A 21536-nucleotide genomic window follows, 5' to 3' on the forward strand; every position below is an offset into this window, starting at 1 on the left:
GATGACAGACCGTTTTTCCGGAATGACCAAAACGCCCCAGATGCCTGCTGCGCGCATGTTGGCCGATGCCAACGCCCGTCTGAGCGTCAAGCTTGAGGCCCCGGCCAGTGCGCCCTTGGATGTGGTGTTGACTGAATTGGATGAGAAAGGCGCAGTGATCGATATCCTACGCCTTCTGGGGGTGGCCTTGCCTGCCCGAGAGCGTGTGTGGTGGTCTTGTCTGGCCGCGCGCGACTATATCGGTGAGGCCCCGGACAACAATACACCCGCACTGGCGGCGTCCGAGGAATGGGTGTTTCGCCCTACGCCAGAAAACCGCGACAAGGCGGGCGCGACGATTGATCTCGCCGAACCAGATGATGAGACGGTAAATTGCGCCATGGGCGTGTTATACTCGGACGGAACCTTGGGTTCGGGTGAACTAGCCAATGTCCCGGCCCCTCTCGGCGCGGCCGAAGTTGTGGCCTTTGCGATGAATGTTGTTGCAATGGACAAACATGAAGAGGATTTTGATGCCTACGTGCAGTTGCTGATTGACCGTGGGGTCGATATTGCTCGGGGTGGAAATGGTAAGCTGGACCGCGAGAACGCCAGCGCTGAGAAAGAGGAGTAAGCATGGGATTCCCGCAAGCACGAATCTTGGACTTGCATGCGTGTACGCTGCCTGCTCCTCCGCCAGCCCCGCCACCGCCTGCTCCGGTGCCGATGCCGATCATGCCGCCCTGCTGTACGACGGTTCTGGTGGGAAAACTGCCCGCAGCGCGTCTGTCAGATATGGCGACGCCGGCGTTTCCGCACCCGATCATCAAGGGCTCGGCCACCGTTCTGATCGGCAAGCTACCTGCCGCCCGTGTGACGGATACCTGCGCTTGTGGTGGCCCGATCATCAAGGGCGAGCTTACCGTACTGGTCGGAGGATGAAGACAAACGAATGACGGTCACTTTGAAATTCCAATCCACCGGCGTGGTGCCGGGCGACGGGCGCCCGGTCTCGATGCAGGGGGGCTCTTTGACCGTAGGGCGTGGGCCAGCTAATGACTTGGTTCTGCCTGACCCTGAAAAGACGCTGAGCAAAAGCCACTTCGTGATTGAGGATCACAATGGAAACGTGGTGATTGTTGATCTGTCGACGAACGGAACTTTTCTGAACTACTCAAAAATCCCTCTGGGTCGGACACCGACGCCGCTCAATAATGGCGATGTGCTGGTCGCGGGTGGGTATGAGATGGTTGTTGAAATTGGGGCGGACCTGCCCAGTTTCGAAGACTCGATCCCGCAGCCTATGCAACAGGCGGGGGTGTCTCCGGGTCTGTCCCAGAACGCGCCAGATCCGATGGCGTTGCTGGACGATGCCGCTCCGGGCGGGGATTTTCTGGATGATCTTTTGGGCGGTGACGCCAAAGGGCCCGGGCAGATTTCCACGCCCGACCCGATGGATGAACTGCTGCCGCCCTTGGAGGATGACGATCCGTTCTTTGCAAAGCCCAAGGATGTGCATGCGGATATGGGCGCAAGCGATGCGATGCATAACCCATCGGCCAGCGACGCGTTTACCGCACCCTCTGCAGGCGGTTCGAACCTGATCCCTGATGACTGGGATGATGATCTGCTGTCGCCCTCGGGCGGCTCGAACTCGGACCCGTTTGCCGCGCCTGAACCGGCGCGTCCGGAACCCACCGCGCCGCCTCCGATCAAGCCAAAGCCGGGCGGCCAGGCCGATGTAGTTCCGCCCCCCGAACCGGTTGAGGCAGAGAAAACCGTTCCGACCGGCGGTGGCGATCAATCCGCTGCCCGTGCCTTGCTCGAGGCGTTGGAGGTCGACGATCTGCGCATCGACGACGCTGATCTGCCTGCCACGATGGGCCGCATGGGCCGTGTGTTGCGGGTGATGATCACCGGCTTGCGGGAAATCCTGATGACCCGCACCTCGATCAAGTCCGAGTTCCGCATCGAACAGACCATGATCAATGCGGGTGGAAACAACCCGTTGAAGTTCTCGATCAGCCCCGAACAGGCGATTGAGGCGTTGGTCAAACCGCGTGTCAAAGGCTACCTTGCCTCGGAAGAGGCGACCGAACAGGCGCTGAACGATATCAAGGCGCATGAGGTCGCGATGGTCACGGGCATGGAGGCCGCGCTCAAGGGCGTTCTGGCTCGGCTTGACCCCGAGGTGCTGGCAGGAAAAATTGAAGGTTCCGGCAAACTTGGGTCACTTTTTAAAGGTAAAAAGGCCCAATACTGGGAAGTGTACGAGAAGATGTATGCCGATATCTCGGATCAGGCAGAGAATGACTTTCACGATCTCTTCAGCCGGGAATTCGCACGCGCGTATAAAGAACAGCTGGAAAAGCTGAAGTAACGCCCCTTCGCGGGCGGTAAGAACAAGGGAGGGCAGCCATTGTCCTGGGACAGCAAGGTGCTTTGGACCGAAGGGTTGTTTCTGCAGCCCCATCACTTTCAGCAAGCGGATCGGTATACCGAGGCGCTGGTGGCCGGTCTCGCACGCCGGGTCACGCCTTATGCCTGGGGTGTCAGTGCGTTAGAGATCGATGATGAAGTGCTTAAGGTCGGTCAGTTTGCCTTGAAATCCTGCTCGGGCCTGACGCCGGATGGGCAAGTATTTCGCGTGCCGCAGGCCGAAGATCACCCGCCCGCTCTGGAAGTGCCCGAGACGATCAAGGACTGCGTTGTTTACCTGACGGTTCCCCAACGGCGGCAGGGTGCCTCAGAGGTGGATCTGAGCGGGGCCGAACAATCGGTCAGCCGTCTACGTCCGGCTGAGCAGGAAATCACCGATGTGATGAGCCAGCAGAAAAAGCCTGTCACTCTGGGCGTCGGCAAACTCCGCTTGCAGTTCGCGTTGGAAGTGGATGATTTGGCGGATAAATTGGCGATCCCGATTGCCAAGATCATCGAAGTGCGCCCGGACAAAGAGATTATTCTGGATCGCGGCTTCATCCCATCGGTGCTGGACGTACGCGCCGCTGCTGCACTGGCCGGGTTCATGAATGAACTTGAAGGGATGCTGTCGCACCGCATGCAGGCTTTGGCAGGGCGTCTTTCGGATGGCGGACCGGCAAAGGGGGCTGCCGAGATTTCGGACTTCCTGCTGCTGATGACGATCAACCGAAACCTGCCCTTGGTGCGCCATTTCGCCAATATCGAGAACGTGCATCCCGAACATGTCTACCGTGTCTGCGCTGCGCTCGCCGGTGAGCTGGCGACCTTCATGAGCACTGAGAAAGAGGCCGTGCAATTCCCGGCCTATCAGCATGACGACCTGACCGCCTCGTTTGCGCCAGTCATTCGGACCCTGCGACAGTATCTGAGTTCCGTGTTGGAGCAGACAGCGGTCTCAATCCCGCTGGAGGCGCGGAAATATGGCATCAGCGTGGGCGTGATTGCTGATCGCAAGCTGATCGGCAACGCCGGTTTCGTGCTGGCCGTGAATGCGGATATCCCGGCTGAGGACGTACGCCGTCATTTTGCCGGGCAAGCCAAAACCGGACCGGTTGAGGAAATCCGTCAGTTAGTGAACTCGGCGCTTCCCGGTATCACTTTGCGCCCGTTGCCGGTTGCCCCGCGGCAGATTCCATATCACTCCGGTGTCGTCTATTTCGAACTGGATGCCGCCAGCCCATACTGGGGCAAGATGACCACCTCGGGTGGGATCGCGGTTCACGTGTCAGGGCAATATCCGGGACTTGAGATGGAGCTGTGGGCGATCCGCAACCAATAAGAGTGAACGTGATCACTGGCGGCGCCAAAACAATTTGATAGGGCTTGATATGTGGGTCACACTCGTGACGCGGAAGCCTTAGGGGAACAGGTCAAAGAATGTCCGACAAAGATCCATTTGCCGAACCGGACGACACCGATAAGACGGTCATTCGCCCCAATCCCGGTGGGCGACGACAGGCGGGTGGAATGCCGCAACAGCCGGCTCCGCAGCAACCGGCCGGATATCCCGATCCGATGCAGGTGCCACAGCCCGAGCCCATGGCACAACCGGCGCCGGGCGGTGCAGGATACGGGGTGCCTCAACCCCAGACGCCCCAATCCCGGCCTGCGTCCGGTGGGGAAGAGGTCGCGACTACCGGTATGAACCGGCTGAACGCCTGCGCTGCATCGCTGTTTTCGTTGATCAGCCGCATTCGCAATCGCGCGCAGCATATGGATCCGGACAAGCTGCGCCAAAGCGTTGTGGCCGAGGTGCGCGCGTTTGAAAATGCCGCTTTGCAAGCAGGCATTGCGGCGCAGACCGTCAAGATCGCACGCTATGCTTTGTGCGCGACTTTGGACGACGTTGTTTTGAATACACCGTGGGGTGGCCAATCCAGTTGGGCGACCCAGTCGCTGGTGGGCACCTTCCACCGAGAGACCGTCGGTGGTGATCGCTTCTATGACCTGCTGGCGCGTCTTGAACAGGACCCGGCCAACAATATTGAGCTGCTTGAATTCGTCTACATGTGCCTTTCGCTTGGGTTCGAGGGGCGTTTGCGCGTCGAACAGGGCGGCGCGGACAAGCATATGCAGATCCGTCAGGGTCTGGCGCGGATCATTCGCGCACAGCGTGGTGACGTGGAACGGGACCTCGCCCCGCATTGGGAAGGGGTCGACAAACCCTACCGCGCCCTCAGCCTTTGGAAGCCAGTCTGGATCGCTGTTGGCGTGACCGCGTTGCTTTTGCTGATCGAGTTTGGCGGATTGTCTTACCTGCTGTCCAACAAGACAGAAAACCTTGTGGGGCAGATGTCGGTGATTGATGCTGGCCGTGTGACGGAGTTGCAGCGCCGCGCGCCACCGCCTCCTCCGCCACCGCCGCAAGCCCAGCCGCAGGTCGAAAAGGTCGTGGCTTTCCTGCAGCCCGAGATCGACGAAGGGTTGGTTGAGGTCTTTGAGAAGGGCAACACGCTGATTATCCGGATCAAGGGATCGGGCATGTTCGGGTCGGGTTCGGATCATCTGCAGGACAAATTCAAGGAGCCGGTGCGCCGTGTGGCTGTTGCGTTGGACGGCGAACCCGGAGGGGTCATCGTGACCGGGCACTCAGACAATGTGCCGATCCGCTCATCGCGCTTTCCGTCCAACCTCGCTCTGTCTCTGGCACGGGCCAAATCGGTGATGAACCAGATGGCGGGTGAGATTTCCGATCCCGACCGCCTAAGTGCCGAAGGCCGCGCCGATAGCGAACCGATTGCCGACAACTCGACCCGCGAAGGCCGGGCCACGAACCGCCGGATCGAAGTCCTGCTGGTTCAGGAGGAGAACTGATGATCCGCCGCGTTTTAAGATATGTTTTCATGTCGATCTACACCGTGCTGTTCTTCACGGCGACGGTACTGGCTGGGTGTCTGTACTATTTCGGCCCGTGGATCGGCTCGGATGAGTGGCGTCCGCTGGACGGGGTCGGGACGCGCCTGATCTGGTGCGGGGTGATCTATCTGGTCTTCTTCCTGATCGGCCTGACCATTTTTCTGTTGCGCCGACGTCGCGAAAAGAAGCTGACGGAGGAGATCACTGAATCCGTCGCCGATGGCGGCGACATGATCGATAGCGAGATTTCCGAGCTTCGCGGCAAACTGAAAACCGCGATGGCGGCTTTGCGCAAGTCAAAGAACGGGCGGCGCCATCTGAATGAGCTGCCCTGGTACGTCATGATCGGCCCTCCGGGGGCTGGCAAAACGACGGCGATTGTGAACTCGGGCCTGAACTTCCCCTTGGCCGATGAGCTGGGCAAGACCGCGATTGGCGGTGTCGGCGGTACGCGGAACTGTGACTGGTGGTTCACCGAGAATGCCGTTCTGATCGATACGGCCGGGCGTTACACGACGCAGGAAAGCGATGCCGAGGTCGACAATGCGGCTTGGATCGGGTTCCTAAACCTGCTCAAGAAATACCGCAAAAGGCAGCCGATCAATGGCGCGATGATTGCGATATCGCTGTCTGACCTGTCTCTGCAGGACGAGGTCACGCAGAAGGAACACGCAAAGGCCGTCCGCCGCAGGCTGGAAGAGCTGCGTGAAAAATTGGGCGTGCGGTTCCCAGTTTATATCCTGTTCACCAAAGCCGACCTGATCGCAGGTTTTGCCGAATTCCACGACAATCTGGGCAAAGAAGAACGCGAACAGGTTTGGGGCTTTACTCTACCATTAGACAAGTCGCGCAGCGAGCAATCTCCGGTCGCGGCTTTTGATGAGGAATTCGCCCTGCTTCTGGGTCGCCTGAACTCTCAGTCCTTGGAGCGTATGCAGACCGAGACGGACCCGCAGCGCCGGGCTCTGATTGCCGGGTTCCCGATGCAGGTCGCCTCGGTGCGCAAGGTGGCGCATGAGTTCCTGACCGAGGTGTTTCAGGACAGCCGCTATCAGCACCGCCACATGCTGCGCGGGGTTTATTTTACGTCGGGTACGCAAGAAGGCACACCAATTGACCGCCTTATGCTGGGCATGGCGCGGACCTTTGGGATTGGCCGTCAGGCCATTGGCTCAGGGCAGGGGTCGGGTCGCTCCTATTTCCTGACGCGCCTGTTCGATCAGGTGATCTTCCGCGAGGCTGGTCTGGTTAGCGCGGATGACAAGGTGGAAAAGCGCTACAAGATCACCAAATGGGCCTCGATTGCGGCGACTGTCATTGCAGCCGTCACAGTCGGAGCCTTGCTGGTGCGCAGCTACATGGGCAACACTGATCTGATCGCCGAGGCGCAGGAGGGTGTATCCGCCTATCAGGCCGCCGCCGCGACTTTGCCGCCCAGCCCCGTGGGAGACACCGATCTGGTTCCGGTCGTGCAAGCGTTGAACACGTTGCGCGACCTGCCGGCCAATCCGACGCTATCGGATCCTGAGCCTGAAACACGTCTGACTTACGGTCTCTATCAGGGCGACGTGATCGGCACACAGGCGGCACAAACCTACCGCGCCGCGTTGAACCAACGTCTGTTGCCGCGTCTTCTTCTGCGTCTGGAAGAGCAGATGAGCGCCAACATCAACAACCCCGATGTGCTCTATGAAGCGCTGAAGGTTTATCTGATGCTGGGTCTGCAAGGGCCGATGAACCAGGATTTGGTCAAGGAATGGATGAACATTGATTGGAGCGTGTCCTTCCCCGGTCCATCGCGTGAGGAATTCCGCGCGGATCTGAACGATCACCTGGACGCCATGCTGAGCCAACCGATGCAAGAGATCGCGCTGAATGGGCCGATGGTGGATCAGATTCAGGGTATTCTGTCGGAACTCCCGCTGGCGCAGCGTGTCTATAACGGTATCGTCTCCAGCCCCGCGGCCACAGCGCTGCCGGAGTGGCGGATCACCGAAGTAGGTGGCCCCGCTGTCGGGCGCGTTCTAGTGCGGTCTTCCGGGAAACCTTTGAACGACGGGATCGAGGGCATTTTTACCTACAATGGCTTCAATAACGTTTTCCTTGGAGAGGCGATCGGTGTCGCCAAACGCGTTCAAAAGGAAAGCTGGGTTCTGGGCCCACGAGGTGAGGCTGAACAGACGGAGCAGGCTCTTGCCGCCCTCAGCCGCGATGTTCTGGACTTGTATTACAACGACTACATCGCGCGCTATGACGCCATGCTGGGCGATATCGACATCGTACCGATGGAAAGCCTCAGCCACGCAGTTGAGGTCACTAATGTGCTGTCAGGCCCGACCTCGCCTATCGTGAATGTCCTGAATTCGATCTCGGATGAGACGAAACTGACCGAAAACCGGTCAATTCTCTCGGGCAATGATGCGATCAGCGAAGGTGTTTCCGGGGCCGCCGCGATTGAGTTGCAGTCGGCTACCTCAGCCCAAACGCAGATCCTGTTGGAAGCCTTGGCCAAAACCAGTGGTGTCAATGCAGGCGAACCCGTGCAAGCGCCAGGGCAGTATGTCGAGGATCGCTTCGATTGGTTGCATCAGCTGGTTGAACGGCAAGAGGGGCAGCCTTCGCAGCTGGACATGCTGATGGGGTCGCTTACGAGCGTGTATCAGGAGCTGAACAAAATGTCGTTCAGCGGTGTCTCTGGTGGTGAAACCGGGCAGGCTCTGCAGCAGTTCCAGCAAGAGGCCGCCCGTATTCCCGGCCCGATGGAACGCTGGGCCCTGCAGATCATCGACGGCTCGTCCGGGATCACCTCGGATAGCACCCGCTCGTCCATCAACGCGCGGTGGCAATCGACGGTTCTGCCGTTCTGCGAGCAGGTCGTCGGGGATCGCTATCCGTTCAACCGCCGCTCGGGTGCGGATGTTGCGATGGGTGACTTTGGCAAGTTGTTCGGTCCGCAAGGTCTGATCGACTCGTTCTTCAATGAAAATCTCGCCAAACATGTGGATATGCGCACGCGGCCATGGTCGTGGAAGTCCGGGGTGAATGCGACCGATCTGGGCATCAGTCAGGCGGTTCTTACACAGTTCCAGAACGCCGCCGAGATCAAGGAGGCGTTCTTTGCCGCGGGGCCGCAGCCCCAAATCCAGTTCCAGATCATGCCCGAGGCGCTGGACCCAAAGGCCAAAGGCGTCAAACTTGAGATTGATGGCCAAGTGCTGGAGTTCAAACATCGCGGCGGTTTGCCCTCACCCCTTGCGGTGACATGGCCGGGCTCGGTTGGGCTGGCGCGCGTCAGTTTTGAGCCGGAAAAACGCAATATCGAAAGCGTTCTGTCCAAGGACGGCCCCTGGGCCTGGTTCCGTTTGCTGGACGCGGCCGAGGTTCGACGCACCAATGTGTCTGACCGCAAGAAGGTGATCTTCAATGTCGGTGGTCGCATCGCAATCTTCCAATTGCAGTCAGGGTCGGTCATCAACCCCTTCGCCCTGCCAGCGCTGCAGAAATTCAGCTGCCCCAAGTCGTTCTGATGCAAACAGGCGGGTTTGGTGCATTCGGCAAGATGCCCTCGGTCGGAGATTTCTTCCGCCTCGGGGTGTCTCAGGCGTTTGTGCAGCCGTGGGATGAGTGGATACAGCGCAGCATGTTGGCTGCGTCAGAAACCTTGGCTAAGGCATGGGATTCCCATTACATGTCCGCTCCGATTTGGCGGTTTTGCCTGTCTCCCGGGCTGGCCGGGCCGCAAAAGATGCTGGGGGTTTTGATGCCTTCGGTGGATCGGGTCGGACGTCGGTTTCCTTTGACCTTGGTCGCTGGCGTGTCGAACGAAGGGTCTGCCGCGCTGGCGCATTTCCGGGCGGCTGAGGTTTACCGACAGCTTGAAGATCTGGCGCTTGCCGCGCTCGAAGATGACATGACCCGCGACAAGCTGGCCGAAGGTCTGGCCGCTTTGCCAGCCCCAACGCAGCAACCGACGGCTCCTGTGCGCGCGCATGGGAACACGATGGTTCTGACCCGCGGGGAAGTCTCCGACAGCTTGTTGCCTGATCTGGCGGCGGGGTTGATGTCGCAAAGATATCGCACCCCAAGCGTTTGGAGCACCGAAATCGGCGGTGTCCCCCGAATGATGATCTGCGAAGGTTTACCGGATGGGGCAAACATGCAAGGCTTGTTCAACCTACACGCCGCATTGTGGACCGAGGCACGACCAATATGAATTCAAGTCACCGCGTTCGGTACAGCGCACGCAGCCATGTGGGCCTCAGGCGTAAGGTCAACGAAGACGCGGTGCTGGCGCTGCCTGAGGAAAGCCTCTGGCTGGTGGCTGATGGGATGGGCGGGCATGATGCGGGAGACTATGCCAGCCGATTGGTCGCGGATATGGTTGCCGCAATCCCGCCCGGTTTGGCCCCAGCAGATAGGTTGACCGCATTGCGGGACGCAATCCAGCGCGCCCATGCCGTGATCCGACAAGAGGCAGATGCCCGAGGTGGCGGCACGATTGGTACGACGGTCGCGTGCATGATGCTCGCCAATGGGCATTTCGTGGGGCTTTGGGCTGGGGACAGCCGTATTTATCTGTTGCGTGAGGGCAAGATCCAGATGCTCAGCACCGATCACTCGGTTGTTGCGGATCTGGTTCTGGCTGGTCAGATGAGCTGGGACGAGGCAGAGCAGCACCCTCAATCCAATGCGATCACACGGGCCGTGGGCGTTGGGGATGTTCTTGAACTGGACAAGGTCCGTGGCGAGGTTCAGCCCGGCGACCGTTTCCTGATCTGCTCAGACGGCCTTAGTAAATACGCGACCTTCCCGATGCTGGAAAAAGCGCTGTCGGATATGCCGATCGAGACCGTCTCGGATCAGTTGATACAGGTCGCGCTGGATGGCGGCGGGGCCGACAACATTACCGTGATTGTCGTCGACATCCTTTAATTTCACATTTGGACGCAGGAACGCCGCCCGAGCCTATTGCTCCAGCGTTGTCAGAATGCGGCTGTCCAGAGACAGAATTTGCGTTTCAACATTGCGGTCCTGCTCGCGCAGGGCCTCGGCATAACCTGCCGCAGATTCCGCCGTTGGGCGTATGGTGCTGAAGAGCTGGTTGTCGGTATGCAGAACGATCACCTTGCTTTTCCCCAGCGCAGTGTCATCAACCTGAAAGGCGATGCCGCCATTGTCTTGGCTTTCATCAATCGAATAGGCCACGCGGACAGAAATCGGCCCGGATTCTCCGTCGCGCAGAGAGGCGATATCGTTGTCTTGGCGGGTGACGTTGGGCAGCAGGTGGAACACATTGCCTGACACATCCAAGACCGAAACGGACAGGTACCCATCCCGAACATCATCGGGCAGGTCGACATCAATGACCGGGTTTTGCCCGACAATGAAGTCGCCGGTCGGATTGGGGGCGTTGCCTTGCTCTCCGTTGAAGAACGCGATGGAGATATCGCTGGTAGGTGCCGAGGGCAGGAAATTCTCGATCAGACACAGGGTCGGGTTCAGCAGCGTGACCTGCTCAAGATCGATAGGGCGTGAACCAGCGAGGGCCGTCAGCGCGGTGTCCAGCCCGACCAAACTGTCTCTTGAGGCCAGCGTTCCGCTGACTTTGATCGGCGTTTCGGGGCCGTAGCCCGTGCTGGGTGCGTCGATCAGTTTCAACGCGCCGCAATCGGCCAGGCCGGACAGGATGGGTCGGACCTCATCTGCAGACAGGAACAGCGATTCCAACTCGATATCTGCGGTCCCTTGTAGCCCAGCGGGCAGACCGGCGGAGTAGAGCTGCTCTAGCTCGGCATGCAGGGCCTGATCGGTGGTTTGTCCGGTCAGTCGGGCCTCGTTGCCTTCGACCACGAAACGCCACTCGTCCAGATCCATGGCGGCGTCGATGACGCCAGTCACCGCTGTTCCCCAGGTGTCGGAAATGTCGCCCGAGGCCAATGTGAGATCAACATCGCCCCCTTCGGATGTGATCTCGCCGGTCATGGCGTCCCGCACAGTCTCGGACGGAACAAAGCCTACGGCACGCGGAGCCTGACCGGGGCGTTTGTCAGCCACCAGAGTATAGGGCGATACGGTCGGATATTGCGGTGCAAGGAAGCTGTCGAACAGGCCGCCGAAATAGCCACCGGCACCAATGCCAACGACCGCAAGCGCTCCGACTGCAGCCACCACGCCTCCGCGCGAGGACTTGGCAGGCTCAGCCTTGGCAGGAGTCGCTTTGGGTTTCGGGTCCGGCTGCGTAACCGGGGCGACGGATGGCGCAGCAGTAGTGGCCGCGCGCGGGGCGATCACGGTCGCGTCGTCCAGATCATCTTGAGGCGCGGTCGATCCGTTCCGGGCCGCCGCAAGTGCGCGCAGGACGTCTCCGGCGCTCTGGTACCGATCATCCGGGTTCGGAGCCGTCATCTTGTCGAGGATCGACTTAAGCGGTTCCGGTACGTCCTGAGTATTCAGCGGCTCTTTCTTGTTTTCGACCACTTCCAGCAGGTTGCGCCCGGCATCGGCCTTCTGGCCCCGGAAATTGGCCAGCAGCAAGGCGCCCAGAGAATAGATATCGGTACGCTGGTCGGTTTTGCCGGAAAGCTGCTCGGGCGCGGCATAGGCGTATTTCCCGGCAAACTCACCGCCCACAATGGTTTCGGCACCCGGGTTTGTATCCTTGGCGATGCCGAAATCAATAATCACGGCCTGCGCCGGATCGCCATCGCGCAGGATGATATTGTCGGGGCTCAGATCGCGGTGAACGATGTTGCGGGCATGGGCGGCTTCAAGCCCCTCGCAGACCCGTTTACACACAGTCAGCACATCGCTTGCCGACATGGGGCCAGCCTTGAGTTTCTGGTCCAGACCCGGCCCGTCGACATAGTCCATCACCAGATAGACATGCCCGTCGGCGGTTCGGTTGTTTTCAGAATAGCGGACAACCGCGTCGTGGCGGATGTCGCGGATTTCTTCCTCGCGGGTCAGCAGGACCAGATAGTCATCATTGCTGGAAAACTCGGCCTTCAGAACCTTCAAAGCGGCAAGCCGCCCCGAAATCTCGGAGCGGGCTCGATAGACGTCAGAAGTACCGCCCCGCCCAAGTATCGCTTCGATCCGATAGGTATTGTTCACCAGATCGCCCGGCTGAAACAGGTCGCCTGCGCGGGAGTCCGTCATGCTGTCCTCGGTTTAGTTAGAGTGGTGGTGTAATCAGCCGAGGGCCTGGAATTCAACGCGACGGTTTTCGTCGGCGCGCGGATTGTCCTTGTTCAGAGGTTCGGCTTCGCCCACGCCCAGTACCTCAAGCCGCTGTTCCGAGATGCCGCAATCGCCGACGAGGAAGCGCTTGACCTCTTTGGCGCGCAGCAGCGACAGGTTCTGGTTGTATTCAGCCGAGCCTGCACTGTCGGTATGGCCGATGATCTGGAAAACGTTCACATCCACGTTCTTCATCGCCTGACAAAGCGACGAAAGCTTGGGCTTTTCATCCTCACGCAGCGCGGCAGAGGCGAAATCGAAACGGATCTGGATATTGACCTGATCCTCGCTTGCGACCGGCTGGTATTCCGTCGGTGCAGCGGCGACGGTGGTTTCAGCTTCGGCCTCAGCCGTTTCGCCGGAATTCGACGGCACGATGACAAGGCCGCGCGTCTTTTGCTTGTTGAACGCGTCGGTGATTTCGTCTGCCGTCAACTCGCCTGACTGCGCCAAAGCGAACTGAGCGGTACACAGGACGGCAAATGCCGAGGCCCCGATGAACTTCCATGATGCAAATGCGGACATAACCCTAACCTTTCCGTGTTTGAGGGGAAGACTAGCCCCCCACCCGACGACCGACAATGAAGAATGTCACACAAGCGCTGGACATTTTTAGGTCAATAGCGTGACATCATGCGCCCAGCCTTTTAAGTTCATCTCATAAGGTGGCAGAATACAGGAAACATCAGGCAAATGCGCATCGTTCCGGCGATCATTCTGGGAGTGGCCATCATACTGGCTCCGATCATCTGGTACGTCTTTCCTTTGGTCGTTCCACTTGACGAGAATTTCGAAGGTCCCGCCATCGATTCAGGCGCCCGGATCGAGATCGAGATGCTCAGCCAACAGCTGGATGATATGCGCGAACAGGTTGAACGACTTTCGCTTGAGGTGTCGCGCACCCAAAATGGTGCCGGGATCGTGCCGCAAGACAATTCGGCGGCGGATGACTATGGGTTTGACCGCTCGTCGCCTAATGAGATCATTGACGCTTATGCGCAGGTCGTCCTGATCGCCAACCGCAACAAGGTGAACCGGGAGTTGGACTTGGCCGGATCGTCCTTCTTGCGCGAAACATTCGGCCTGCCGCGCGAGGATCTGACAGATGAATGTCAGTCGATGACCAATCCACGGCTTGAGGAACTATTGGTGCTGGAAGAGGTCGGGCCGGTTCGGGTGCGGATGTTGAAACCTGCGGTTGATTCACTGCGGGCTGTATTCGAGAACATTCAACGCACCGACCCCGACCTTTATGCGCGTATCAATACGGCTGGGTCGTTGTGTGTGCGCCGTATTCGCGGGGCGACGTCTTCGGCTTCGGCCCATGCTTACGGTCTTGCGGTCGACCTGAATATCGATGGTGTTCTGGATACGCTGGGCGACGGAAAAACACAGTTGGGTCTGACTATTCTGGCCGATTTCTTCCGCGAGGAAGGCTGGGTCTGGGGTGCCGCCTGGGGCCGTGAGGACTCCATGCATTTCGAGGTCAGCCGCAATAAGATCGAAGAGTGGCTCGAGGCCGGGATGCTCTGACCGCGCCTTTCTTGCGCTTTGTGAAGTCCGTCACAGACGCAATAGGGTGCAAAGTAAATAAAGCGTTATCTATTCCAAAGGGGGCTGCGGAATGTTGAGAACGACCTTGCCATGGTCCCTTCGATGGGATTTCCTCGATACGTTTCTGGCTCATTGGTTTGGGCCGGTACGGGTGAAGGGTGTTTTTCTGACATGACGCGGATTTGTCGTTTTCTGGTTTTGGCTTCCTGCGTCGTGATCGCGACGACTGTGTTTTCTACGGTGGCGCAGGCGCAAAGCGCGTCGAACCTTGCCCCGTCCACCTTTCAGCCTCAGAACCAACGCAGCACCGGACCTGTGACCGTAGCGCGCGATCCGGGCGCGCCGGTGCCCGAAGGCGCAGACAGGCTGTTTGTGACTGTTGGTCAGGTGCGGATCGAAGATGGTCTGCCCCAGATGGAGGCGGCAAATGCGGCCTTCATTGAGCGCCTGACCGGCAAACGCGTGGCCGTGTCCGAGATTTTTGCCGCCACCAACCGATTGGAAAGCGCCTATACCAACGCGGGTTTTGTCCTCAGCCGGGTGGTCCTGCCGCAGCAGACCCTGCGAGATGGGGGCACGCTGCGCATCGTCGTGATCGACGGGTTCATCGAACGCATTGATGCCGAGAAAGTGCCGCAGCAGGCGCGTGAGCGGGTGGTGATGATAACCAAACCTCTGATCGGCAAACGGGGCATCAAACTGCAACAGATCGAACGTGCGCTATTGCTGGCCGGGGATACGTTTGGCGTGCGATTGGCCTCGACCCTGTCGGCGGGCGATGCGCGGGGCGGTACCGTTTTGACGCTGGATGGTGAGTTCAAAGAGATCACCGGCTCTTACGGCTTTGACAATACGCTGTCGGATGAGTTGGGGCCGGGGAACCTGAACCTCGGGCTTGAGGTCAACGGCGCGCTGGAGATGGGAGAGACCTTCTATTTCCGCGTCGGCGGTTCGCCCAAACGGTTCTTCTCAAGCGATGCGCAGTACCGGATTGCAGCGGCGGGGGCGGTCTTTCCGATCGGATACGACGGGATGACGTTCAACGCCGAATACACGCTCAGCGAGGCGCAGCCGGATGCGGAACTGGTGCCAAATACCAGTAAATTCGAACGCTTTTCTCTGCGGCTTTACTATCCTTGGGTGCGCTCGCGGCGTCACAATCTGTCGTCGCAGCTGATCCTGGACCGGATCAGCGACTCGCAGGATCTGATTGCCACCTCAGGGTCGCTGCCGATCTATGACGATGACCTCAGCGTTTTGCGCGCCACGCTGGATGCAAGCTGGACCTATGACAACGGCTCGTTTCTGTCTGCCGGGGCTGTTCTGTCGCGCGGGTTGGATGCGTTCGGCGCCAGTGCCTCGGTCGGGGCGGGGGATACGCCCTTGTCTCGGCAGGGTGCCAGCGCGCAATTCAGCAAGTTAGTGCTGTCGGCGCAGTACCAGCGCCCGTTGAATGCCAATTGGTCCGTGAACGTGAATGGCCGGATTCAATCCAGCTTTGGCGATCCGCTGGTCACGTCGGAACAGTTCAGTGTTGCCAGCTCCAGCGAGCTGTCGGCCTTTGACGCGGGCGACCTGCGCGGGGACAACGGCTGGGTCGCACGGGCCGAGCTTGGCCGGTCGCAGCAGACGCAGATTGCCGGCTTTCCGATCCTTTTCAAGCCCTATGTTTTTGGGGCTTACGGCGTGTTAGGTTTAGAACAACCCACTGTTCTGGAACAAAGCACAACCCGGGCATATGCCTACGGTCTGGGCTTTGATGTGTTTACGATTGAGGACTCGACCTATCGGTCCGGGTCAGTACGAGTGGAATATGGGAGGGGGGAACGTGATGACCTCGGGGAAGATGGAAACCGGTTCAGCATCACTGCCAGCCGCCGCTTCTGATGGTAGCGCAGCTATGACAGTCTCACGCCGCCTTCTTCTGTCGGCCTCGGCCGTGCTATGGGGCACGACCGCGCTGGCGCAATCCCTCCCGACCGGAGGGGTGGTGGCTGCGGGTGATGTTGCGATCAGCCAACCCAGCGGTACTCAGTTGAACATCACGCAGGGGTCGAATGCGGCCATCGTGAATTGGAACGGGTTTTCGATTGGCTCCGGATCGACCGTGAATATCAATCAGCCGGGGGCGCAAAGCGTGATCCTGAACAGGGTCACCGGGAATACGACCAGTCAGATCCACGGTCAGCTGAACGCCAACGGGCAGGTACATCTGGTCAACCCGAACGGCATTTTCATCGGTCCGAATGGCCATGTGAATACCGGCGGGTTTGTGGCCTCGACCCTGAACATCTCGGACGATGACTTTCTGAACGGTCGTTATCACTATAACGGCAACGGAGCCTCAGCCGGGGTCGAGAATGGAGGCACGATTCAGGTTGTTCCCGGCGGTTATGCGGCTTTGATCGGCGGCAAAGTGTCGAACTCGGGTGTGATCCGGGTCCCGATGGGCAAGGTGGGATTGGGCGCGGGTGAGCAAGTGACGCTGGACGTATCCGGAGACGGTTTTCTGCAGGTTGCGGTTCCTTCGAACAGCGATGACGCCGCGATGGAGGCTCTGGTCACCAATTCGGGCCGGATCGAGGCGGATGGCGGTGTCGTTCACCTCAAGGCCGCGAGCGCCCGTGATGCAGCGCGCCGAGTTGTGAATATGTCCGGCGTGATCGAGGCACGCTCGGTCGGTGGCGTGTCCGGAGCCGTTGTTCTGGGCGGCAGCGGCGGCGCCGTACAGGTGTCGGGCCGCATTGATACCTCGGCGCGAGTAACTCTGGTCGAGGCCTCTCCGCGCCCGGTGGCCCGCGATCAGAACGGTGGGTCGATCACGATTATCGGTGAAGCCATCGAACTGGCCGGTGCGGCCCTGAGCGCAGACGGTGCAGGCGCTGGAAATGGCGGAGAGATCCGCGTCGGCGGTGACCTGCAAGGCGGCGGCGATCTGCAGCGGGCCAGCACTACGCTGGTCGACAGCGCAACGGTAATCAGCGCCGATGGCGGAGATCAGGGCGATGGTGGTCTGATCATCATCTGGTCGGATGACTACACATCGTTCTCGGGCTTCAACTCGGCCCGCGGCGGCGATTTGGCCGGGGATGGTGGTTTTGTCGAAGTGTCCGGCAAGCTGGCCCTGAATTACGATGGCCTGACTGATACGCGGGCACCGTTTGGTGCATATGGCACGCTGCTGCTGGACCCCACGAATATCACGGTGTCTGACACGGCAACCGGTCCGGGTTCGGTCACGCCGGGTACAATTGAAACGAACCTTGGCTTCGGCAACGTCACTCTGACGACCGCCGGAAGTGGCACTCTGCAACCGGATGGAGACCCTATCGACCTTGGTGGCGATGACTCACAGGTCGGCACGATCACCGTCGACGATCCGATCACGTGGGGCAACGGCTCTAGGCTAACGCTGCTTGCCAATGATTCGATCACAATCAACGCTGCGATCACCGCGACAAGCGGCGAGTTGGAACTGAACGCCGCCACAACGATTGGTACCGGCGCAGGTGGTACAATCGACGTCGATACCTTTACGCTTACGAATGGCGCCTGGTCACAGGTAAGTTCCACGCTCCCGAGTTTCTCGACGGGAACGCTTGATATTGCGTCCGGCGCAACATTCACCCGTGCGCTCGGTGGCACTGGCGCCGCCGGGTCTCCATACCTCCTGACGGATGTTTTTGGCCTTCAAGGTATTTCGGACGGCAACAACTACGCCCTGGCCAATTCTATCAGTGCCGCGCCACTCAGTTCTTTCGATCCAATCGACTATGCGGGTGGTACACTTGAAGGCAACGGCTTTTCGATAAACGGCCTCACCATTTCGACCAGTTCGTTCGGTGGCCTGTTCAACAATCTTGATGGCAATGTTCAAAACCTGCGCATCAACGGGGCCAGCGTTTCCTCTGGGGGCGGTGGTATCTTGGCGGGAACAAATGGCGGCACGATTTCCGGCGTTTCGGTATCCGGTAGCTTTAGCAGTAGTGACGAACAGGCCGGTGGTCTTGTTGGTTTCAACGATGGCACAATCATAGACAGTTTCTCGACAGCCAGTGTGACCGTGGCCACGACCGAGGCCAACTTGGTTGTCGCGGGCGGTTTGGTCGGCGAAAACAACGGAACAATAACTCGGTCTCACGCTACAGGAACCGTCAGTGGTTCTACGGCTGGTGATTTTTCCGTTGGTGGTCTGGTGGGTGACAACAACGGCCTTGTTCAGGATTCCTATGCAACCGGAAGTGTCTCGGGCACCAACCAGAGTTCAGCGCCCGGAGACTCGGCGACGCTCGGAGGCCTCGTAGGCTTCAACAATGGCGGCACAGTTGCCCGAAGCTATTCGACGGGCGGTGCGAGTTTTTCAGGCCCTAATACACCCACACTTGGTGGGTTAGTCGGTTCAAACTCTGGATCTGTTTCAGGTTCCTTCTGGAACACCGATTCCTCCGGTCTGGCCACCAGCGCCGGGGGCACAGCACTCACCACCGCACAACTTCAGGATACGGTTGGGTTCTTTAACCTTGCGTCGGCTCAAGGTTGGGACTTTACCAATACGTGGGCGCCTGGAGCGAGCGGGTCAGAAGGCGGGACAAACCCACTGCACTACACGACCTCTCCGGTCCTGTTCGTTGTACCTGACACGCTTCTCATCCCCGAAGGTGAGGCTGAAACGACGACAGGCACGGGTACAATTTCTGGTGGCCCCTCTGTCTTTAGGTTCGGGCCGTCGGGTGACTCGCTGGACACGTCCCCGATCTTTGAGACTTTGACGTTTGCCAGCACCGAAAACGGAACCACGACTTATACCGTGGATACAAGCTCACTCCTGAGTATCTCAGAGGTGTTCTATACCGTTTCCGCGCTGCCTGGCACGGCAATCATCGGGAACACGGTCATTCCGACCCCGCCGACCCCAACTATTGAGATTACCCCGACCGTGGATACGACCATCACCGGCGGCGGAGGTGGCGGCGGTGGTACTACGACCACAACGACAACCGAAGCAGAAGCGGCGCTTGGTACGGTCGAGAATGCGTCGCAGGACTTTGACGAGGTGATCTCTTCCTGTGCGGAACAGGGCAACAATGTTAGCGCCTATCTGGCCTGTATCGCCGACGCGATGGACGAATACGCCTCGGACCTCGATTCGATCGTACAGGGTTTGCCGCCGGGTCTGGAATCAGTTGGCGATATCATCCGTGGCGCAAGCGCGGGTATTCGCGCGGCGGGCGAGGATGCGAACCGTCGTCTGGCACTTGCCACCACCGCTGAGGAGCGGGAGACGATCCGCCGCGAGGCCGTGCAGGAAGCGCGCCGTCAGATCCGTCAGGCACAGCGCGAAATCCGCAAGGCGATCACATTGATACGAGCAACCGACCCTGAGCTTGTCAGCATCCAGAACCAGCAGGTAGATACAATCGTGGCTGCTGTTGGTCAGGCCGAAATCGGCCTGTCGCGCGCCATCGGTCTGTAACCCAACGGAGGCTCTGCGCCCATGTTCCTGATCCGTCTTTGCGCGGCCATGCTATTGACCCTGTTCAGCGCCCTCGCGGCGCTGGCAGACAAACGTGTGGCGCTGATCATCGGGAACTCGGATTATCAGACCGTCGGGGCGCTCGACAATCCGATCAACGATGCCTCGGATCTGGCCATCGCGCTTGAGGGGCTGGGGTTCGACGTGTTTCTCGGCACCGATCTGACTCGGGATGAGATGCTGTCTCTGGCTGAATCCTATGGCGCGACGGCTGCGGATTCTGATGTCTCGCTGCTGTTTTATGCAGGCCACGGCTTTCAGGTGGATGGGCGCAATTATCTGGTTCCGGTCGATGCCAACCTGACCAGTGCTGCGGATATTCCGGAGCAGACAGTTGCAATGGAGGAGTTCGTCTCACGGATGGAACGGTCCGACGGCATCCGGCTGGTGTTTCTGGACGCCTGCCGTGACAACCCGTTCGAAGATGGTGTGTTGAGCGTTGACGAAGGGCTGGCCCGTGTCGGCAGCGCAGCGGATTTTCTGTTCGCCTACGCCACGCAGCCCGACAACGTGGCCTTCGATGGCACCGGGCGGAACAGCTTTTTCACTGAAGCACTCCTGAGCCATATTTACACGCCGGGACAGGATATCTCGGACCTGCTGATCTCGGTCCGCAAGGATGTTCTGGCTGCGACTGGTGGGCGGCAGATCCCGTGGGATAACTCCTCGTTGACGCGGCAATTCCGGTTCGACAACAGCCCAGTGACAGCATCAGAAGAGACCTTGCTGTGGCAGGTGGCGGCCAATGCGCAGGATGCCTCTCTGATGCAGCTCTATATTGACCGCTACCCACAGGGCGCGCATGCCACTGAGGTTTTTGCGTTTCTGGATGAGGCCGGGCAGGGCGGCACCCAGACCCGTGCGCTGAGCGTCGAAGACCAGGACGAACAGGCCGAGCGTCTTTGGAAACTGGCTCAACGCAGCCGGATGCGGCCTCTGCTGGAGTTCTACCTAGAGCAATACCCCGACGGCAGCCACGCCGCGCAGGCGCAGCGGCTGATCGCATCAATCCCAAGGCCCGAGGACAGCACGCCGGGCGGCATTTGTGAGCGGCTTGCGACCCATCCCCGTGACCGGACGGCCAGCATCACGGGCGTTCCGTTCAGCCGGTTGCAGGAAAACGCGCTGACGGCAATCCAGGCGTGCAGCGCGGCGGCAGCCCAGTCACCGGAGTTGTCGCACTACGTGGCGCTTCTTGCGCGGGCGACGATCGCTGCGGGGGATGTGGAGCGTGCCGTGACCCTCTACAAACAGGCTGCTGCCGAAGGGGATTTGCGGGCGATGGTGTCCTTGGCGCAACTGCACGAAAGCGGCACCGGCGTCCCTCAGGACATGGGCACAGCGCTGGATCTGTACGAGCGCGCGGCGGCAGGGGGCAGCGCGGATGCCATGATCAACCTCGCCGTTACCCTGTTTGAAGGCCAGATCGTTCCCAAAGACGATGCGCGCGCCGTCGCGCTCTTGCAGCAAGCCGCTGAAGGTGGGTCGGCCAAGGCGACCTTCAATCTTGGCGTGCTGGCGCAAGATGGTGCCGCTGGCGAGCCCGAGCAAGCATTGGGCTACTTCCAGAAAGCTGCGCGTGATGGCGAATATCAGGGCTATCTGGCGGCAGCGATCCTTCTGGACGAAGGGCGCGGCGTGCCTCGTGATCCGTTGGAAGCGGCGCGGATGCTTCTGCGCGGAGCTGCTGAGGATAACGGAGCGATCCTTGATCAGCTGTCCCTCGCCTCAGACCAATGGTCGCGCGATACCCTGATGGAGGTTCAACGGCTGCTGCAAAAGGCGGGCTATTACAACAGTACGATCGACGGCGTGCCGGGGCCGAATTTCATTTCGGCCTTGCGGCAATGGCGCAGCGGTGGGTTCGACCCGATCATTCTGGCCGAGAACTGAG

General features: G+C 59.7%; 14 protein-coding genes. 12 read left to right on the forward strand and 2 right to left on the reverse strand.

What is annotated here, in order from left to right:
* Position 1 precedes the first annotated feature (1 nt).
* The 8 genes from ACR0KL_RS11520 to ACR0KL_RS11555 all read left to right on the forward strand — a co-directional run bounded on the left by ACR0KL_RS11520 (position 2) and on the right by ACR0KL_RS11555 (position 10248).
* Positions 2–613 carry a DUF6931 family protein gene (locus ACR0KL_RS11520; protein ID WP_480777047.1) on the forward strand — a complete coding sequence of 204 codons (612 nt, stop codon included), beginning with the start codon at positions 2–4 and terminating at the stop codon, positions 611–613.
* Between the two features lie 2 nt (positions 614–615).
* Positions 616–921 (forward strand): PAAR domain-containing protein, encoded by a 306-nt coding sequence (locus ACR0KL_RS11525; protein ID WP_170378401.1) that lies wholly within the window; start codon positions 616–618, stop codon positions 919–921.
* Between the two features lie 10 nt (positions 922–931).
* Positions 932–2359, forward strand: coding sequence for a type VI secretion system-associated FHA domain protein TagH (tagH, locus tag ACR0KL_RS11530; RefSeq protein ID WP_170378399.1), 1428 nt, complete (start codon positions 932–934; stop codon positions 2357–2359).
* A 39-nt stretch (positions 2360–2398) separates the two neighbouring features.
* Complete coding sequence (gene tssK / locus ACR0KL_RS11535; protein WP_170378397.1) at positions 2399–3739, forward strand: type VI secretion system baseplate subunit TssK; 1341 nt, start codon at positions 2399–2401, stop codon at positions 3737–3739.
* A gap of 98 nt (positions 3740–3837) precedes the next feature.
* A complete protein-coding gene (gene icmH / locus ACR0KL_RS11540) occupies positions 3838–5274 on the forward strand; it encodes a type IVB secretion system protein IcmH/DotU (protein WP_170378388.1) in 1437 nt (478 codons plus the stop codon).
* The gene (tssM, locus tag ACR0KL_RS11545) at positions 5274–8843 is read left to right on the forward strand and encodes a type VI secretion system membrane subunit TssM (RefSeq protein WP_170675840.1); all 3570 of its coding nucleotides are present in this window, start codon (positions 5274–5276) and stop codon (positions 8841–8843) included. The genes icmH and tssM overlap by 1 nt, the downstream gene beginning before the upstream one ends.
* A complete protein-coding gene (gene tagF, locus ACR0KL_RS11550; protein ID WP_480566637.1) occupies positions 8843–9529 on the forward strand; it encodes a type VI secretion system-associated protein TagF in 687 nt (228 codons plus the stop codon). The genes tssM and tagF overlap by 1 nt, the downstream gene beginning before the upstream one ends.
* Positions 9526–10248: a protein phosphatase 2C domain-containing protein gene (locus ACR0KL_RS11555; RefSeq protein ID WP_170659069.1), complete on the forward strand. Its 723-nt coding sequence runs from the start codon at positions 9526–9528 to the stop codon at positions 10246–10248. The genes tagF and ACR0KL_RS11555 overlap by 4 nt, the downstream gene beginning before the upstream one ends.
* 33 nt (positions 10249–10281) lie before the next feature.
* Here ACR0KL_RS11555 and ACR0KL_RS11560 read toward each other — a convergent pair whose 3' ends face one another.
* Together ACR0KL_RS11560 and ACR0KL_RS11565 are read right to left on the reverse strand one after the other, a co-directional pair.
* A complete protein-coding gene (locus tag ACR0KL_RS11560) occupies positions 10282–12474 on the reverse strand; it encodes a serine/threonine protein kinase (protein WP_480777048.1) in 2193 nt (730 codons plus the stop codon).
* Positions 12475–12507: 33 nt separating this feature from the next.
* A complete protein-coding gene (locus tag ACR0KL_RS11565; protein WP_170549474.1) occupies positions 12508–13080 on the reverse strand; it encodes an OmpA family protein in 573 nt (190 codons plus the stop codon).
* 168 nt (positions 13081–13248) lie between these two features.
* Here ACR0KL_RS11565 and ACR0KL_RS11570 point away from each other — a divergent pair, with 168 nt between their 5' ends.
* From ACR0KL_RS11570 to ACR0KL_RS11585, 4 genes are all read left to right on the forward strand, one after another.
* On the forward strand, positions 13249–14088 hold the full coding sequence (locus tag ACR0KL_RS11570) for a M15 family metallopeptidase (RefSeq protein ID WP_170675837.1): 840 nt from the start codon (positions 13249–13251) through the stop codon (positions 14086–14088).
* Positions 14089–14280: 192 nt separating this feature from the next.
* Positions 14281–15996 (forward strand): ShlB/FhaC/HecB family hemolysin secretion/activation protein, encoded by a 1716-nt coding sequence (locus ACR0KL_RS11575; RefSeq protein ID WP_480777049.1) that lies wholly within the window; start codon positions 14281–14283, stop codon positions 15994–15996.
* A complete protein-coding gene (locus tag ACR0KL_RS11580; protein ID WP_480777050.1) occupies positions 15941–19582 on the forward strand; it encodes a two-partner secretion domain-containing protein in 3642 nt (1213 codons plus the stop codon). The genes ACR0KL_RS11575 and ACR0KL_RS11580 overlap by 56 nt, the downstream gene beginning before the upstream one ends.
* A gap of 21 nt (positions 19583–19603) precedes the next feature.
* On the forward strand, positions 19604–21535 hold the full coding sequence (locus tag ACR0KL_RS11585) for a caspase family protein (protein WP_170639697.1): 1932 nt from the start codon (positions 19604–19606) through the stop codon (positions 21533–21535).
* The last annotated feature ends 1 nt before the right edge of the window (position 21536 follow it).

The organism is Ruegeria sp. C8, from assembly GCF_056537565.1.

Excerpts from the sequence above, each read along its gene's own strand:
- ACR0KL_RS11520 (WP_480777047.1), top strand. The coding sequence starts at position 2 with ATGACAGACCGTTTTTCCGGAATGACCAAAACGCCCCAGATGCCTGCT.
- ACR0KL_RS11525 (WP_170378401.1), top strand. The coding sequence starts at position 616 with ATGGGATTCCCGCAAGCACGAATCTTGGACTTGCATGCGTGTACGCTG.
- tagH (WP_170378399.1), top strand. The coding sequence starts at position 932 with ATGACGGTCACTTTGAAATTCCAATCCACCGGCGTGGTGCCGGGCGAC.
- icmH (WP_170378388.1), top strand. The coding sequence starts at position 3,838 with ATGTCCGACAAAGATCCATTTGCCGAACCGGACGACACCGATAAGACG.
- tssM (WP_170675840.1), top strand. The coding sequence starts at position 5,274 with ATGATCCGCCGCGTTTTAAGATATGTTTTCATGTCGATCTACACCGTG.
- tagF (WP_480566637.1), top strand. The coding sequence starts at position 8,843 with ATGCAAACAGGCGGGTTTGGTGCATTCGGCAAGATGCCCTCGGTCGGA.
- ACR0KL_RS11555 (WP_170659069.1), top strand. The coding sequence starts at position 9,526 with ATGAATTCAAGTCACCGCGTTCGGTACAGCGCACGCAGCCATGTGGGC.
- ACR0KL_RS11560 (WP_480777048.1), bottom strand. The coding sequence starts at position 12,474 with ATGACGGACTCCCGCGCAGGCGACCTGTTTCAGCCGGGCGATCTGGTG.
- ACR0KL_RS11565 (WP_170549474.1), bottom strand. The coding sequence starts at position 13,080 with ATGTCCGCATTTGCATCATGGAAGTTCATCGGGGCCTCGGCATTTGCC.
- ACR0KL_RS11570 (WP_170675837.1), top strand. The coding sequence starts at position 13,249 with ATGCGCATCGTTCCGGCGATCATTCTGGGAGTGGCCATCATACTGGCT.
- ACR0KL_RS11575 (WP_480777049.1), top strand. The coding sequence starts at position 14,281 with ATGACGCGGATTTGTCGTTTTCTGGTTTTGGCTTCCTGCGTCGTGATC.
- ACR0KL_RS11580 (WP_480777050.1), top strand. The coding sequence starts at position 15,941 with ATGACCTCGGGGAAGATGGAAACCGGTTCAGCATCACTGCCAGCCGCC.
- ACR0KL_RS11585 (WP_170639697.1), top strand. The coding sequence starts at position 19,604 with ATGTTCCTGATCCGTCTTTGCGCGGCCATGCTATTGACCCTGTTCAGC.